This is a genomic window from Alteromonas sp. AMM-1, assembly GCF_047290655.1.
Lineage (GTDB): Bacteria > Pseudomonadota > Gammaproteobacteria > Enterobacterales > Alteromonadaceae > Alteromonas > Alteromonas mangrovi.
Window position 1 is genome coordinate 1 of record NZ_JBLBUE010000011.1, and the last position, 14,151, is coordinate 14,151.

At 47.2% G+C, this 14,151-nt stretch carries 13 protein-coding genes; 8 read left to right on the forward strand and 5 right to left on the reverse strand.

From position 1 onward, the window contains the following. Positions 1–63: 63 nt before the first annotated feature. The 4 genes from ACLR2L_RS03960 to ACLR2L_RS03975 form a co-directional block, all read right to left on the reverse strand. Complete coding sequence (locus tag ACLR2L_RS03960) at positions 64–630, reverse strand: YqgE/AlgH family protein (protein WP_140961872.1); 567 nt, start codon at positions 628–630, stop codon at positions 64–66. Positions 631–667: 37 nt separating this feature from the next. Beyond that, positions 668–1,618, reverse strand: a complete 951-nt coding sequence (gene gshB, locus ACLR2L_RS03965; protein ID WP_413365891.1) for a glutathione synthase — start codon at positions 1,616–1,618, stop codon at positions 668–670. A 104-nt stretch (positions 1,619–1,722) separates the two neighbouring features. Further along, positions 1,723–2,451, reverse strand: coding sequence for a 16S rRNA (uracil(1498)-N(3))-methyltransferase (locus ACLR2L_RS03970; protein ID WP_413365893.1), 729 nt, complete (start codon positions 2,449–2,451; stop codon positions 1,723–1,725). 103 nt (positions 2,452–2,554) lie between these two features. After that, positions 2,555–2,707 (reverse strand): hypothetical protein, encoded by a 153-nt coding sequence (locus tag ACLR2L_RS03975; protein ID WP_181405266.1) that lies wholly within the window; start codon positions 2,705–2,707, stop codon positions 2,555–2,557. A gap of 387 nt (positions 2,708–3,094) precedes the next feature. Here ACLR2L_RS03975 and ACLR2L_RS03980 point away from each other — a divergent pair, with 387 nt between their 5' ends. Then, positions 3,095–3,934, forward strand: a complete 840-nt coding sequence (locus ACLR2L_RS03980) for a mechanosensitive ion channel family protein (RefSeq protein WP_413365895.1) — start codon at positions 3,095–3,097, stop codon at positions 3,932–3,934. A 70-nt stretch (positions 3,935–4,004) separates the two neighbouring features. Here the strand turns inward: ACLR2L_RS03980 and ACLR2L_RS03985 are convergent, their stop codons facing one another. Beyond that, on the reverse strand, positions 4,005–4,802 hold the full coding sequence (locus ACLR2L_RS03985; protein WP_140961879.1) for a M48 family metallopeptidase: 798 nt from the start codon (positions 4,800–4,802) through the stop codon (positions 4,005–4,007). A 208-nt stretch (positions 4,803–5,010) separates the two neighbouring features. On the opposite strand from ACLR2L_RS03985, the gene ACLR2L_RS03990 reads away from it, so the two are divergent. The 7 genes from ACLR2L_RS03990 (at position 5,011) to ACLR2L_RS04020 (ending at position 14,148) form a co-directional block, all read left to right on the forward strand. After that, the gene (locus ACLR2L_RS03990) at positions 5,011–6,801 is read left to right on the forward strand and encodes a choice-of-anchor I family protein (protein WP_413365898.1); all 1,791 of its coding nucleotides are present in this window, start codon (positions 5,011–5,013) and stop codon (positions 6,799–6,801) included. A gap of 294 nt (positions 6,802–7,095) precedes the next feature. Next, positions 7,096–7,449, forward strand: coding sequence for a hypothetical protein (locus ACLR2L_RS03995; RefSeq protein ID WP_413365900.1), 354 nt, complete (start codon positions 7,096–7,098; stop codon positions 7,447–7,449). Between the two features lie 3 nt (positions 7,450–7,452). Next, entirely contained in the window at positions 7,453–7,818 is a 366-nt protein-coding gene (locus ACLR2L_RS04000; protein WP_140961885.1) for a response regulator, read from the forward strand. A gap of 26 nt (positions 7,819–7,844) precedes the next feature. After that, positions 7,845–9,743, forward strand: a complete 1,899-nt coding sequence (locus ACLR2L_RS04005) for a chemotaxis protein CheA (protein WP_413365902.1) — start codon at positions 7,845–7,847, stop codon at positions 9,741–9,743. Then, positions 9,740–10,237 carry a chemotaxis protein CheW gene (locus tag ACLR2L_RS04010; protein WP_140961889.1) on the forward strand — a complete coding sequence of 166 codons (498 nt, stop codon included), beginning with the start codon at positions 9,740–9,742 and terminating at the stop codon, positions 10,235–10,237. The genes ACLR2L_RS04005 and ACLR2L_RS04010 overlap by 4 nt, the downstream gene beginning before the upstream one ends. A 369-nt stretch (positions 10,238–10,606) precedes the next feature. Beyond that, positions 10,607–13,318 carry a PAS domain-containing protein gene (locus ACLR2L_RS04015; protein WP_413365964.1) on the forward strand — a complete coding sequence of 904 codons (2,712 nt, stop codon included), beginning with the start codon at positions 10,607–10,609 and terminating at the stop codon, positions 13,316–13,318. Further along, complete coding sequence (locus tag ACLR2L_RS04020; RefSeq protein WP_413365904.1) at positions 13,303–14,148, forward strand: CheR family methyltransferase; 846 nt, start codon at positions 13,303–13,305, stop codon at positions 14,146–14,148. The genes ACLR2L_RS04015 and ACLR2L_RS04020 overlap by 16 nt, the downstream gene beginning before the upstream one ends. The last annotated feature ends 3 nt before the right edge of the window (positions 14,149–14,151 follow it).

Sequence of the window (14,151 nt, forward strand, 5' to 3'; positions counted from 1 at the left end):
CCAATCGCAACGCCGATGCTGGTTGTGCCAAAATCGAAAGCCAGTACCGTTCTGTTTCCTGGCTCAGGCATGACCCACCTGAGGTGCCAGTTTCCATACATCAACGCCAAGCAGTTGCATAGCCGCTTCCCAGCGTTTGTGTATAGGCGTGTTAAACAGAATATGCGGATCAGCCTCAATGGTTAGCCAGGCATTGTTCTGAATTTCTGATTCCAGTTGTCCGGCACTCCAGCCCGCATAGCCTAAGGTGATAACGGCGCGATCAGGTCCACGGTGATTGCCAAGCGCACCCAAAATATCTTTAGAGGTGGTAACCATAATTTCCGGCGTTAGGGATAAACTTGAACTCCAGCCTGGTTGTGGCGTATGCAGAATAAAACCACGCTCCTGGCTGACCGGCCCGCCCGCCAGCACTATCTGCTGGCCTTTTTCATCGTCAACATCGGCGTCTTTTTCGGCTTGTTCCAGCAGTTCCCGCAGCGTCATGTTGGTAGGGTGGTTAACCACCAGACCCATTGCGCCGTCAGCATTGTGCTCGCAGATATAGGTTAAACTGCGTGCAAAAAATGGGTCTTCCATGGAAGGCATGGCAATTAAAAAGTGATTTGCCAGACTTTTTAGCTCAGTCATTGTACTACCTCGTTGATCCACTGCTACTCAGTATGACTCATTGCGCCAATTTTGCCTCTATGGCATCAAACAGGGCTGCCATAATGTTTATGTCGTAGGCGCGCTCTATCTCTCTTACACAGGTAGGGCTGGTTACGTTTATTTCGGTAATACGGTCGCCAATTACATCCAGGCCCACAAACAACAAACCTTTTTCTACCAATAACGGTGCAATGGTTTCTGCCAGGCGTTTGTCACTCTCGCTGATGGGTTGCGGACGGCCGGTACCACCTGCAGCCAGATTGCCTCGCGTTTCACCGGCAGAGGGCAGTCGGGCCAGGCAATAAGGCATCACTTCACCATTAACAATCAGTACGCGTTTGTCGCCATCTTTAATTTCCGGCAGGTACTTTTGCACCATCATCTGACGTTGACCGTTGGCGGTGAGTGTTTCAATAATCACGCCAAGGTTGTTGCCATCTTCCTTAACGCGAAATATAGACGCACCGCCCATACCGTCCAGCGGTTTACAAATTACGTCCTTGTGTGTGGCGTGGAATTCGCGAACCAGCTTGCCGCTGCGAGTAACCAGGGTATCCGGGATCAATTCCGGGAAATAGGCAGTGAATAGCTTCTCGTTGAAGTCGCGCAGGCTTTGCGGGCGGTTCACTACCAGCGCACCATCGCGTTCAGCCAGTGACAGTATTTGGGTGGCGTATAAAAATTCGCTGTCGAAGGGCGGATCCTTGCGCATCAGCAATACATTGATGTCGCCCAGCGCATAAGTAGTGGGTTCGCCCAGTGTGTAATAATCTTTGTCCTGATCCCGCACGGTTACCGTTTGGCCAATCCCTTTCGGGATGCCATTGTCGATATAGAGATCGCCAAGTTCAAAGTAAACAATGGTTGCGCCGCGTCGCTGGGCTTCCAGCATCATGGCAAAACTGGTGTCTTTGTAAGGTTTGATTTTGGCAATGGGATCCATTACCACGCCAACGGTATAGGTCATAGTGCGCTCTTAGAACTGTCAATATGTCCATAATGGAGATGATTCGACAGGAATCAAGCGCTGAGGCCAGAAATTATCACTTTGGCAGACTGACTGAAGCGAACTTACAGATCGCCAAATGTTGCTTGTAAAACCGCCACACTGGTTAACGCTGCGGTTTCCGTACGCAAAATGCGCGGGCCAAGCGAACAGCCGGTAAAACCGGTTTCCATTGCCTGGTGAACTTCGGTGTCAGATAAACCGCCTTCCGGACCAATGAGTAGCCTGAATCCCTGACTGTTTGCTGAAAGCTGTGACAACTTTTGCTGGCTGCCAGGTGATAATACCAAACGGGTTTGCGTAGTCGATTCTGCCAGCCAGCCAGACAATGTTCGCGGTGCATTCAGAATGGGTAACGTATTTCGTCCACATTGCTCACAAGCACCCTGAATAATTTTTTGCCACTGTTGCAGTTTCTTTTCCCAGCGTTTTTCATCCAACTTAACTGCGCAGCGTTCTGTAATAAGTGGCGTGATATGAGTAACGCCTAATTCGGTGGCTTTTTGCAACACGATGTCCATGCGATCGCCTTTGGAAATGCCCTGACCCAAATGGATCGGCAAAGGCGATTGCGGGTCAAGTGATAGTTTTGCGTCAATTTCCACAATCACCTGGCGGCGCTCGGCCACAATAATGGTTGCCGTGTATTCACTTCCATCGCCATTGAAGAGCACTACCGGATGTCCGGCTTTTAATCGCAATACATTGGCAACATGGTGAGTGGCATCACTGCTCAATACCAGTTCTGCGTCGACATTGATGGTGTCGGGGTGAAAAAGACGAGGGATTCGCATTACAAACTCATACGCTAATTTGGAAAGGCGTAGTGTACCTGCGGGAATGCGCTTGTTTCAATAAGAAGGGCTCCGGAGAGGCCGGAGCAGCCCTGGATTTTGGTTATTTTGAGGCAAATGTGTTGATTGCCTGGCCCTGACTGGGCACCATTTGCTTGGCGCGACGGGCATGTACTGTATGTTTGCCTTTATCGCTAGTGAGCGCATAACCAAAAATCATCAACACGACTGTAAATAATAAGCTAAGTAGTAACATTTTCTATTCCTTAAAAAAATCTACCTTCATTGTTGGCAGTGACGTCATACTACTTGAGTTAATGTACGTAAAAAGCATACCAACAAATACTACTGAATACCCCACAATACCTTTTGTGGCCTCAACACAGACTCATTGGCCTGCACAGGTCACAGAATATAGAGTGAAAAAGGCGAAAATTCCAGCTAAAAATGCCTTGAAAAACGACCCTGAAAAAATCCTCCATGCTTTCAGCTACTTGGCTTTCAGCGATATTTTACATGACGCTCACTGTACCTGGTGGGTGTGACAATCTGATGAATATATTTTGTCAGTGTTATTTTGTTGCTAAGCCCATTCGATCACTGATAAGTTATTAGATACTTTTTCAGCAACACGGATAGAAACATGTTTAATCAAGAAGATATCGAAATGTATATCAATACCTATGCCATTCCATGGGGAATAAATATCGCAATGGCGATAATTATTTTTGTACTTGGGCGCATGGTGGTGGGTGTCATTATTTCCATGATTGGCAAATTAATGGCCAAATCAAAATATGACGCCATGCTGGTGGATTTTCTGAAGTCAATTCTGAATGCCATCTTAATGCTGTTTGTTGTGGTTGCCTCGTTGGATCAACTGGGTGTAGATACGACTTCACTGGTTGCTATTTTAGGTGCCGCGGGCCTGGCAATAGGCTTGTCTTTGCAGTATTCGCTGAAGAATTTTGCGGCCGGCGTAATGTTACTGGTATTTAAACCTTTCCGTTCAGGTGATTTTATTGAAGCGGCAGGTACAGCTGGTGTGGTGAAGAAGATCGGTATTTTCACTTCAACCATGAACACACCGGATAACAAAGAGATTATCGTGCCCAACGGCAAGATCTATGGCGACAATATTGTAAACTACTCAGCCATGGCAACCCGCCGCGCAGATATGACCTTTGGCATTGGGTATGGCGATGATTTGTTGAAAGCCAAAACACTGCTTGAGCAAATGATTACCGAGGACGAGCGTATTTTAACCGAACCGGCACCTGTGGTTGCGGTATCGTCACTCGGTGATTCCAGCGTAAACTTTGTTGTGCGCCCTTGGGTGAAAAAAGAAGATTATTGGGCGGTTATCTGGGCGTTTACTGAAAATGTGAAGTTGCGTTTCGACCAGGAAGGCATTTCAATCCCGTTCCCGCAGATGGATGTGCACTTGTACAAAGAGAGCGAAGGGCAGGAAGAAGGCAAATAAGCCTGCTTACTCCCAATAAAAAATCCCGGCTTGCCGGGATTTTTTATTTCAAGTACCAACAACTACCAACCTACTGGCAAGTCGCCTTTTTGCCACTTGCCGTGTAATCACGCATCGCTGCTTCCATATTGGCTTGCAGATTTTCGATACGCGTTTGCGGAGCCGGGTGGGTAGACAGAATTTCAGCCGGGCGCTCACCGCCGCTTGCGGCTTCCATGTTTTGCCATAGCTCAACCGACTGACGAGGGTCGAATCCAGCAAGCGCCATCAATTGTAAGCCAATAATGTCAGCTTCAGACTCATGTGCGCGGCTAAAAGGTAATTGCACGCCTACCTGTAACCCTAAACCAAGGCCAGACATAATGGCCTGATTGTAAGGCACTTCATTGGCAGCAAGGATTTGATTAACCGCCTGAGAGCCCATTTCAATTAACGTGCTCTGTGACATCCTCTCGTTACCATGCTGAGCAATAACATGACCAATTTCGTGGCCAATTACCGCCGCCAGCTGATGCTGGTTTTTGGCAACATTCAATAAGCCGGTGTACACGCCGATTTTACCGCCCGGCAGTGCAAATGCGTTTACCTGCTCATCGTTAAATACAACCACTTCCCAATTTCCGCCATACACACCCGCGGGCACAAACGGCAGTAAGGTTTCTGCCACGCATTGCACATAAGTGTTTTGCGACGCTTTTTGAGACACCGGTGTTTCCGCTTTCATGCCGTCAAAGGCCTGGGCGCCCATTTGGTCGAGTTGGGTACTGCTGAAAATCAGCAATTGGCTGCGACCTGTTGGCGAGGTGGCACAAGCCGTTATACCCATTGCTAACAGCAGACAACTGGTTATTTTTAAGAGTGGTTTCATTCCGTATTCCTTTCGCAGCATGGCACGCAGTGTGTTTATCGTTACCGGATTATTACGCGGTGATTCATAAATCTGTCATCCCCGGGACATCAAAGTGTCATCGGAAGTTCTTACTTTTACTAGTTTAACACCTTGATAATGCAACGCTAATTATTGTTGTTGCAGCAGGGTTTAGCTTACTTCAAAAGACTACAAAAAAGGAACAACAATGATAGCGTCAAACTATAAAGCAAGCCTGTTGGCACTCGCAATTGCAGGTTTATTAGGCGGTTGTAGCCTCGAAGGGGATGATGGCCAGGATGGTGCAACAGGTGCTCAGGGATCACAAGGCGAGAGCGGAGCAAACGGTGCTGATGGTCAGGATGCACTGCAAGGTATTGCACTGTCGGTAATAGGCCGGGCAACGCTGAATGCTCAAGGCGCAGCTGAAATTGTTCAGTATGACGTTAGTACCAATACCATTTATGTGACTAACAGCGATACAAATACCGTTGAAATGGTAAGCACTGCCTCGCTAACTGCTGAAGCAATGAGTAACCCGATCACCAGTTTTAATATGACAACGGGTACCAGTTTAGTGTTGCCTGCAGAAGTGGGCGGGGTAGCATTGGCTGGATTAACCAGTATTGCGCTGTCTGGCGATCTGCTGGCCGTAGCAGTGCCGGCAGACAATAAAAGTGACAATGGTTATATCCTGTTTTACACCGGTGTATCGGGTTCTGCGCCAGTATTTTTGAAAGCTGTTGAGGTGGGCAATTTGCCCGATATGGTTACATTTACGCCAGACGGAACCAAAGTACTGGTTGCTAATGAAGGGGAACCCAGCGGTGATTATACTATCGATCCAGAAGGCTCTGTGGCGGTGATCGCTGTAGCCGATGGCGTGCCTGCGGACACGGCTTCAATTGTTGATTTTACCGCATTTAATAACCAGAAAGCCGCGTTAACCGCAATGGGAATGCATTTTCCGAATCCCGAAGGCCGTACCATTAATGGCGTTACCATCACAACTAGCGTGGCACAGGATTTAGAGCCTGAATACATCACCACAAATAACGAAACCGCATTTGTAACGCTGCAGGAAAACAACGGCGTGGCAGTGATCGACTTAACCACGCTGGAAGTCAGCATTGTTGGTTTGGGTTTCAAAGACTGGTCTGAGTTAAATATCGATGCGCAGGAAGACGGTGAAGTCAGTTTTGGCAAATACGCGGGTCTGTATGGCGTATACATGCCTGATACTATTGCCATGTATACCTGGAAAGATGCGCCTTTCCTGTTAACCGCAAACGAAGGTGATGCACGTGAGTATTTTATTGCTGATGATTTTACTGAAGCAGAGTGTACCGCTGCCGGTGGTCAGGATTTCGATGATGGAGAGTGTCTTGCATTTACGGAAGAAGTGAAGCTGAAAAATCTCACTGCAGCGCCAGGTTCGTTACTTGAAGCACTGCAAATTAACGGTGATATTGATGATTTACGTGTTACCAATGCGCTGGGTGACACTGACGGCGATGGTCAGTATGACGCTGCCTATACCTATGGTGCTCGCTCCTTTACCATTTGGGATCAGAATGGACTGGTTGTGTTTGATTCAGGTGACGATTTTGAGCGTATTACGGCGTCCATTTATGGGGCGCAGTTCAATAATGGCGACGATGAAAATGAAGGTGACTCACGTTCTGAAAACAAAGGGCCCGAGCCAGAAGCATTAACCGTTGGCAAAGTAGGTGAGCGTACCTACGCGTTTATCGGTTTAGAGCGAATGGGCGGGATCTTTATTTACGATATTACTAATCCTTACGATGCTTTCTTTGTGGATTACATTAACAATCGCGATGTTACCGAAGGCCTTACCGTTGATGATGCAATTGGTGATTTGGCGCCCGAGAGCCTGTTGTTTGTTGCGGCTGAGGACAGCGTTACAGGTTTGCCAATGCTGATCGCAGGTAATGAAGTGAGCGGTACAGTTGCTGTTTACGGTATCACTGCGCTGTAAGTGTAAGCTAAGGCGAAAGCCTCTGCCTTAAAAAGGCCCGCATAGCAATTAACGGCTATGCGGGCTTTTTTTATGTGCACTGACAACGGTTTACATTGTCTTTTTTTACTTTCTGACATCACTTCTTACTTTATTATGTCGCAAATGTCACTAAATGCACAAAGTAAATAAAATAAACGAAAGTATAATTGAAAGCGTGAGAGGTTGGGTGAATAATTATTGTACAAAATAAAAGGCGTTCGCTGACTTTTTGGTTAGCTTATATAGTTGAATGCTTTATTTGTTGGGGTGTTTATGGCTTCGATGAAAATGTATTTAGTTGGATCACGTCGCGTTCTAAATGTAGGTTTAAGCGTATTAATTAATATATTTGTTTTAATTTATATTTCGTTGCATACCTATGTCGTCAGGTGTATTGGCATTGCAAGTACATCCCATGGACCCTCATCCATTTTAGCTGCAGGCCACGCCAGTGTTGGCTTAACTTATCTTCAATACACTTCAGGCAGCAAGCATCTTGGTTTGCAACCTAGTCAGCTTAACCTCAACCAGGTTGCCGCACATCGCCCATTTACTTACTCCTTGGCAGCGCTTGTCAGTGTTGCTATAGGAGCTGGACCGTCTGAACTACAAGCAGTTGGAGTATAGCGTATGTCAAAACATATCTTAGTTGTTGATGACTCAGTTTCAATCCGCCGAATGGTAGAAGTCACGTTAAAGAGTGCGCAGTTTCAGGTCACTCTGGCCGAGGATGGCGAAGATGCTTTGGACAAGTGCAAACATGGCTCATTTGATTTTGTATTAACGGACCAGAATATGCCGCGGATGGACGGTATCACGTTAATCCAATCATTGAGAAATATGGTGACGTTTCAAAGGACCCCAATCGTTGTGCTAACAACCGAATCCGGCTACGACATTAAACAACGTGGCCGCGCTGCCGGGGCGACTGGCTGGATGGTAAAACCGTTTTCGCCAGACGTGTTACTGAACGTAATGCACCGGGTTCTCGGATAAGCTGGCAACCAGAGCGAGGATGGCTAATGAGCGTTAATCTTGAGCAGTTCCATGCGGTGTTTTTTGATGAAAGCAATGAGCATCTACAGGCAATGGAACAATTGCTGATGTCGCTGAATGTTGACCATCCAGACATGGAAGAACTGAACAGTATTTTCCGCGCGGCACATTCAATAAAAGGCGGTAGTGGAATATTTGGCTTTGAAGCGCTGGCTGGTCTTACTCATGTAATGGAAACCTTACTGGACCGGGCGCGCAATCAAACCATGCGTTTATCGGTAAATGCAGTTGATGTACTGCTTGATACCGTAGACGTACTGAAGGCCACACTGGATGCATACATGCACGGTGGAGTGCTACCAAATACAGATATTGCGAATGGGATAACCAAGCTGGAAGGCCTGCTTGGCAGTGGATCTGATTCAGCGGCTGTTGTTAATGAAGCGAAATCAGACGACGAAACGCCGCTTGCCTTGTTAGAAGACGATGGCTTCGGCTTATTTGACTCAATGCAGGAAACGTCCGAGTCATCGTTTGATACCGATGATCTATTCGCTGATTTGGCTTTCGTTACGACCGCGCAAACGTCAAACGCGTTGCCTGAAGACGCAATTCAAGCCGAACAGGCAACAGTTGCACAAGCCAAGTTACACAGTACTCCATATACAGAAAACCTAAAAAACGTCACGCCTATTTCTGGTGTCCGATCCGAGTCTGAGGGCAAACCCTCCACAGCTAAAGAATCGGGTTCAATACGCGTGGATACATACAAGATAGACGGCATGGTGAATCTGGTTGGGGAACTGGTAATCACTCAGTCAATGCTGTCTATGATTGGCAGTAGTCTGGAAGGCAAAGCTGGCAAAATGCTACAGGCGGTTATCGACGAATTGCAACGCAATACCCGAGAGATCCAGGAATCTGCCATGTCGATGCGTATGCTGCCGGTAAATATGACGTTTAACCGGTTCCCGCGGGTGGTGAGAGATCTCTCGCAAAAGTTGGGCAAGCAAGTCAATTTGGTGATTGAAGGCGGCGCAACTGAAATTGATAAAAGTATGATCGAAAAACTGGTGGACCCGCTTACTCACCTGGTGCGAAACAGTATTGATCACGGTATCGAAACGCCTGCGATTCGAAGAGAAGCAGGTAAGCCTGAAATCGGTACCGTAGTGCTTAGCGCCGCGCAGAAAGGCAGTAGCATAATCATTCGAATTCAGGATGACGGGGCGGGCTTGAATCGTCAGGGTATTCTAAATAAAGCCGCCGAAAATGGCCTGATTCAAAATGATGACATGCCCGATCACGAGGTTTGGAAGTTGATTTTTGAACCGGGCTTTTCAACTGCCACAGAAGTCACCGATGTCTCCGGTCGCGGCGTGGGAATGGACGTTGTAAAACGCAATATTGAATCGATAGGCGGACGCATTGAGATTGAATCCAGACATGGAGCGGGCTCATCGTTCGACATTCATTTACCCCTGACCCTGGCGATTGTTGACGGTATGTGTGTTGCCGTTGGCGATCAGGTTTTCGTGGTGCCCTTACTCAACATTATTGAGTCATTCCAGCCAAAACGCGAACACATTCAAACGGTGAGCAATGAAACGTTGCTGAGTACCCGAGGTGAGTACTGGCCACTGATAGCGTTGTACGAAGCGATGGATGTTGGCGGTGCAATTGAAGATCCGGCAGACAGTATCGTGGTGCTCTTGGAAAGTGGCAAAAAGCGTTTTGGCATTCAGGTAGATGCGCTGTTAGGGCAGCAACAGGTAGTGATTAAAAGCCTGGAAAAGCATTATCGAAAAGTCGCTGGCGTAGCCGGTGCAACCATTATGGGTGATGGCAAGGTAGCGTTGATTCTCGATGCTGATTCCTTAGCTCAATCCTGCCACAACACTATGAATCAAGAGGCATGCGCATGACACAAGCAACCTTACAGCAAACCCCTGTCGCTTCAGACGAAAAAGAATACCTGAGTTTCGTATTGGGCAAGGAGTGTTATGCCATCGATATTGCCACTGTAAAAGAAATACGGGGGTATGAGCCGGCCACCAAAATTGCAAATGCGCCAGCATTTATTAAGGGCGTACTGAATTTGCGTGGCGACATTGTGCCTATTGTGGATTTGCGCATTAAGTTTGAGGTAGGTACGCCTACCTACAACGAATTTACCATTGTGATCATGCTGCATATTTTTGATCGCATTGTAGGCGTAGTGGTGGACGCAGTGTCCGATGTCGTGCGTTTAACCGACGAGGATATTTTACCACCACCGAATTTTGGCGTTGCTTTCGACAGCCAGTTTTTACTTGGACTGGCAGATGTGGAGAGTTCAATGGTGATTTTGGTCAATATCGAAAAGCTGATCACCAGCGACGCATTAGCACTTGTCGACAATACCCAAACTGCCGCGTAAACCGGTCAACTAACAAATTTCTTGTTGGTGATCACGCATCAACAAGCAAGCATATGATGGAGTGAAATCATGGGCGTATTTAATTTATTTAACCAAGATGCGTTAAAAGCAGCACAAAAGCTGTCAATCATGCAACAGAAAGCACTGGATAACAGTTCTGCGGCCATCATGATGGCAGACGCAACCGGTATAATTACTTATGCCAATCAGGCTTGCCGTCAATGCATGGAACACTGCGGCATATCGGTTACCATCGGCCAGCATTGTGATTCGTTAAAGCAAGGTTTGTTTGCCCAACTGCAACAACATAAAAGTGGTAATGCAGTAAACGTGGGCGGGGTAGCATTAAAATTAACCACAACAACCCTGATGAATAGCATTGGGCAAGCAGACGGCTATGTGCTTGAGTGGGCCGATACCACTCAAGCCCAGGCTGAACACGGTAAATTAGCGGCCATGGACCGCGCTCAGGCAGTGATTGAATTTTTACCGGATGGCACGATTGATGCCGCCAACGAAAACTTTCTGAGTACTTCAGGCTACACACTCAATGATATCAAGGGAAAGCACCATCGGATGTTTGTCGAATCCGCTTTTGCCAGTTCCAAAGAGTACGCGGAATTTTGGCAAAGTCTCAGACAGGGCAACATTCAGGCGGGTGAATTTAAACGCCTCAACAAGCAGGGGCAGCCATTCTGGATCCAGGCATCGTACAATCCCATATTTGATGAGAACCGCAATGTTGTTCGCGTAGTGAAGTTTGCTACTGATATAACACAAGAAAAGCTCATTAATGCCAACTACAACGGCCAGATTTCGGCTATCAGCAAATCTCAGGCAGTTATCGAATTTGACTTAAATGGCACAATTTTAAACGCAAACGAGAACTTCCTTACCACCCTGGGGTATACGCTGGCAGAGATTCAGGGTAAACACCACAGTATGTTCGTTAAACCCGAGTTGGCAACATCAGAAGAATACAAAGCGTTTTGGCATTCTCTGAAGGCAGGCCAATTCTTTAGCGGTGAGTTTCAGCGCATTGGTAAAGGTGGGCGGGATGTATGGATTCAGGCCAGTTACAACCCCATCACGGACCTGGATGGTAAGCCATTCAAGGTGGTTAAGTATGCATCAGATATTACTGCCGCGAAATACCGGACTGCTGATTTTTCCGGCCAGATTGACGCCATTGGCAAATCTCAGGCTGTGGTCGCCTTTACACCCGATGGTACGGTGTTAGATGCAAACCAGAACTTCCTGGATGCACTGGGGTATACCCTGGACGAAATTAAAGGTCAGCATCACCGCATGTTTGTGGATGTGGCAACGCAAAACAGCGCAGACTATAAATCCTTCTGGTCTTCATTGTCGAAAGGAAAGTTCTTCGCCGGTGAATTCAAACGCATCACGCGCAGTGGCGATGAAATCTGGATTCAGGCTTCGTACAACCCCATTCTGGATATGAACGGCAAAGTGTTCAAAGTGGTAAAATTTGCCACCGATATTACCGCAGAAAAGCGCAAGAATGCGTATTTTGAAGGGCAATTAAACGCCATTGGTAAATCTCAGGCTGTGATCGAGTTTAACCTGGATGGCAGCATCATCAGCGCGAATGATAATTTCCTCAATGCCCTGGGGTACAGACTGGAAGAAATACAAGGCAAACACCACAGTATGTTTGTTGAGAATAGTTATAAGAATAGTCCGGAATACAAACACTTTTGGGAAAACCTGAACAAAGGCGTGTTTGCCTCGGGGGAATTTAAACGCATTGCAAAAGGCGGCCGCGAAATCTGGATCCAGGCAACCTACAACCCCATTTTGGATCAGAATGGCAAGCCATTCCGGGTAGTGAAGTTTGCTACCGACGTTACCGCGAGAACGAAAGCGGTAAATGAAATCAAGCATGTTATGACACAACTGGCTAAAGGTGATTTAACCTGCAAAATTGAACAGGAGTTTGAAGGCGAGTTTAAAGAGCTGGGCCAGGCCACCGACCAGTTTATCAGAGATATTCGGACGACTATTTCAGACGTTAAAGACGTAATGACAAGACTGGCTGACGGTGATTTGACCTGCGGTATCGAACATGAGTTTGAGGGCGACTTCAAAGTACTTGGCGAAGCCATTAACGAGTTTGTTCACAATATGCGTAGCACCATCGGTGAAATCAATGAAGCAGTGGAAACCATCAATACTGCATCGTCGGAAATTGCCACAGGGAACGCAGATTTGTCTTCGCGTACCGAGCAGCAGGCTTCCAGCCTGGAAGAAACGTCTTCCAGCATGGAGGAGCTCAATGGCACGGTAAAACTAAACGCAGAAAATGCCGAACAGGCTAATAATCTGGCTTCTCAAGCCTGTAACGTTGCTGCTGAAGGGGGGGAGATGATCAAACAGGTTGTAACTACCATGTCAGCCATTAATGCTTCTGCACAGCGAATTTCCGATATTATCGGGGTAATTGATGGCATAGCGTTTCAAACCAACATACTGGCGTTGAATGCTGCTGTGGAAGCTGCAAGAGCGGGCGAGCAGGGGCGCGGTTTCGCCGTAGTTGCCAGCGAAGTGAGAACATTGGCGCAGCGCTCAGCTGACGCCGCTAAAGATATTAAAGAACTCATCTCTGACTCGGTGACTAAAATCAGTACGGGCAACGAACTGGTTAATCGTTCCGGTAAAACCATGGATGATGTGGTGATGGCAATCAAACGAGTGAATGACATCATGTCAGAGATTGCTGCTGCGTCGGTTGAGCAAGCTTCAGGCATCGATGAAGTGAGCAAGGCAGTAGTACAAATGGACGAAATGACGCAACAAAATGCCGCATTGGTAGAAGAAGCTGCCGCTGCAGCCGAAAGCCTGCGTCATCAGGCTGGGCAATTATCAGATCGGGTTGCAACGTTCAAACTAGAACAACACACTGTGCAGTCAGTGTCTAAAACGCCCATGTTGACCAAAAAACCGGTTATCGCACCAGCAAAGCCTGCGATCAATGGACACTTACACACGTCATTGCCTAAAACAAAGACTATGTTAAAGCCAGCCAAAGTCGCAGACGATGAATGGGAGATGTTCTGATGCAACTGGCTACCGCTTCAGCGGTACCAAGGGAGTTTGCATTTCACAGAAATGACTTTGAAAAAGTACGCAGCACCCTGATGAGCAAGGCGGGTATCCGCCTTGCAGACTCCAAAGATGGTATGGTCTACAGCCGCCTGTCTCGCAGGTTACGGGCCCTAAATATCGACAGCTTCAGTCAGTATTTGAGGCTGGTGGAATCCTCTTCCGCGGAGCAAGAGCAATTTATTAATGCACTAACCACCAATCTGACTTCATTTTTTCGTGAAGCGCATCACTTTGATGCACTGGCCAAATATTTACATGAACATCCGGACACCCACACCATTTGGTGTGCCGCCAGCAGCACTGGGGAAGAGCCTTACTCAATTGCGATGGTGGTGGCAGAGGTCTTTGGAAGCTATAAACCACCGATAAGTATTATTGCATCTGACATCGACAGTAACGTGTTGGCAAAAGCCAGGAGAGGTGTTTATTCCTATAGCAGCATTGAAAAACTCTCTCAGAGCAGAAAACAGCAGTTTTTTCACCGCGGCAAAGGCACAAATGTCGGAAAGGTTAAAGTGGTTGATGAATTAAGGGACATGGTGACCTTCAGACAAATCAATCTGCAACAAGTGCACTGGGGGTTTAAGCAGCGTGTAAACGTCATATTTTGTCGCAATGTGATGATTTATTTCGATAAGGATACACAGCTCAAATTACTGGCTCGTATGGTGGATTTACTGCCTGAGAATGGCATGTATGTAGCCGGACACTCTGAAAATTTTAATTTGCAGACTCACCTGGTACGCCCGATGGGCAAAACAATATATCGGCCCGTGAAGTAAAGG

What these genes read in the sequence shown, in the direction of transcription:
- ACLR2L_RS03990 (WP_413365898.1), top strand. Translation starts at nt 5,011, where the DNA reads ATGATAGCGTCAAACTATAAAGCAAGCCTGTTGGCACTCGCAATTGCA.
- gshB (WP_413365891.1), bottom strand. Translation starts at nt 1,618, where the DNA reads ATGACCTATACCGTTGGCGTGGTAATGGATCCCATTGCCAAAATCAAA.
- ACLR2L_RS03975 (WP_181405266.1), bottom strand. Translation starts at nt 2,707, where the DNA reads ATGTTACTACTTAGCTTATTATTTACAGTCGTGTTGATGATTTTTGGT.
- ACLR2L_RS04015 (WP_413365964.1), top strand. Translation starts at nt 10,607, where the DNA reads ATGAATAGCATTGGGCAAGCAGACGGCTATGTGCTTGAGTGGGCCGAT.
- ACLR2L_RS04010 (WP_140961889.1), top strand. Translation starts at nt 9,740, where the DNA reads ATGACACAAGCAACCTTACAGCAAACCCCTGTCGCTTCAGACGAAAAA.
- ACLR2L_RS04000 (WP_140961885.1), top strand. Translation starts at nt 7,453, where the DNA reads ATGTCAAAACATATCTTAGTTGTTGATGACTCAGTTTCAATCCGCCGA.
- ACLR2L_RS04020 (WP_413365904.1), top strand. Translation starts at nt 13,303, where the DNA reads ATGGGAGATGTTCTGATGCAACTGGCTACCGCTTCAGCGGTACCAAGG.
- ACLR2L_RS03960 (WP_140961872.1), bottom strand. Translation starts at nt 630, where the DNA reads ATGACTGAGCTAAAAAGTCTGGCAAATCACTTTTTAATTGCCATGCCT.
- ACLR2L_RS03970 (WP_413365893.1), bottom strand. Translation starts at nt 2,451, where the DNA reads ATGCGAATCCCTCGTCTTTTTCACCCCGACACCATCAATGTCGACGCA.
- ACLR2L_RS04005 (WP_413365902.1), top strand. Translation starts at nt 7,845, where the DNA reads ATGAGCGTTAATCTTGAGCAGTTCCATGCGGTGTTTTTTGATGAAAGC.
- ACLR2L_RS03985 (WP_140961879.1), bottom strand. Translation starts at nt 4,802, where the DNA reads ATGAAACCACTCTTAAAAATAACCAGTTGTCTGCTGTTAGCAATGGGT.
- ACLR2L_RS03995 (WP_413365900.1), top strand. Translation starts at nt 7,096, where the DNA reads ATGGCTTCGATGAAAATGTATTTAGTTGGATCACGTCGCGTTCTAAAT.
- ACLR2L_RS03980 (WP_413365895.1), top strand. Translation starts at nt 3,095, where the DNA reads ATGTTTAATCAAGAAGATATCGAAATGTATATCAATACCTATGCCATT.